Raw genomic sequence first — 1,642 nt, 5'->3', positions numbered from 1 at the left:
ACTACCGCGTGTCGGCGGACGTCGGCTACCAGGACCATCAGCTGCGCAACGGCCGCCCCAGCGCGACCGTGGGCTCCGGCCGCGCGATCCCGGCCGCACCGGAAGCCGACAGCAACTTCGCCCAGCCGTGGACACATTCGAACGAGCGCGACACGTTCGGCACCCTGCGGGGCGAAGTCGACCTGGCGCCGCACGTCGTCGCGTGGGCGGCACTGGGCGCACGCGAAGGCCGCGAATCGAACGTGATCTCCTCGCCGACGACGACCGACAACAACGGCGGCACCGTGATGACGCGCTTCGACAACGAGCGCAAGGACAATGTGCGCACGGGCGAGATCGGCGTGCGCGGCGACTTCGCGACCGGCTCCGTGAAACACACGGTCAGCGCCACCGCGTCCGCGTTCGAATCGAAGTCGGACAATGCATACGCCTTCGGCGACTTCGCCGGCTGGAACTCGAACCTGTATCGCCCCGTCGACGTCGCGGCGCCGGCCGCGAACGCCTTCACCGGCGGCTCGCTCGCGAACCCGCTGCTGACAGCAAAGAGCATCCTGTCCAGCTATGCGGTGGCGGACACGCTGTCCTTCCTGGACGACACCGTGCGCGTGACGGCCGGCGTGCGCCACCAGCGCATCAAGTCCTACGGCTACGACTACAACACGGGTGCGCAGAACAGCGCGTATGACGAAAGCGCCAACACGCCGGTCGCGGGCATCGTCTACAAGCCTTTAAAAAACGTGTCGATCTACGCGAACTATATCGAGGCGCTGCAGCAGGGGCCGACCGCATCCGGCGTCGGCGTCATCAACCAGGGCCAGATCTTCGCGCCGTACACCTCGCGCCAGAAGGAAGTGGGCGTGAAGTACGACAGCGGCAAGCTGGGGATGAGCGCCGCGCTGTTCTCGACGGCGCAGCCGCTGGGCTATATTGAGAACGGCGTGTTCGGCGTATTCGGCGAACAGCGCAACCAGGGCCTGGAACTGTCCGTGTTCGGCCTGCCGATGCACGGCCTGCGCGTGCTCGGCGGCCTCACGCTGCTGGACGCCGAACAGCGCCGCACGGTCGGCGGCATCAACGACGGCAACGATGCGATCGGCGTGCCCCGCACGCAGTTGAACCTCGGCGCCGACTGGGATGTGCCGCAGGTGGCGGGCCTGTCGCTGAACGCGCGCGCCATCACGACGTCGCACCAGTACGCGGATGCGGCCAATACGCAGCAGTTGCCGTCGTGGACGCGCCTCGACCTCGGCGCCACCTATGCGACGCGCGTACTCGACCGCGACGTGACCGTGCGGGCGCGCGTGGACAATGCGTTCGGGCGGAATTACTGGGCGTCGGCGGGCGGCTATCCGGGCTACGGCTATCTGGTGCTCGGCGCGCCGCGCACGTTCACCGTGTCGGCGACGGTCGACTTCTGACGTTCGCGCCAAGCGCCGGCGTCATCACGTCAGGCCGATGTGGATAGCCATGCCTACCCACACGGCGAACGCCGCCGCCGCGAGGCAGGCGGCGTACGCCACCAGGGCACGCCCGCGCTCCGCTTCATCGCGGCTGCGCACGAGATAGTAGGGAATCGTGGCGACCGTGAGCGCCACGACCGCCACGCTGAGCCAGCGCGACCTGCGGAACCCGCGCGCATCGC

General features: G+C 68.4%; 2 protein-coding genes. One reads left to right on the top strand and one right to left on the bottom strand.

Annotated elements, in window-relative coordinates:
* A partial coding sequence (locus ACEN88_RS31150) for a TonB-dependent receptor (RefSeq protein WP_413345963.1) occupies positions 1 to 1,418 on the top strand: 1,418 nt, incomplete at its 5' end.
* A gap of 24 nt (positions 1,419 to 1,442) precedes the next feature.
* Here ACEN88_RS31150 and ACEN88_RS31145 read toward each other — a convergent pair.
* Positions 1,443 to 1,642, bottom strand: a 200-nt coding sequence (locus ACEN88_RS31145; protein WP_413345961.1) for a hypothetical protein, incomplete at its 5' end; no start/stop codon positions are given.

Origin of the sequence: Massilia sp. CT11-108, assembly GCF_047302915.1 — a bacterium.
GTDB lineage: Bacteria > Pseudomonadota > Gammaproteobacteria > Burkholderiales > Burkholderiaceae_D > Telluria > Telluria orientalis.
This window is presented reverse-complemented; position numbering and strand designations above follow the sequence as displayed.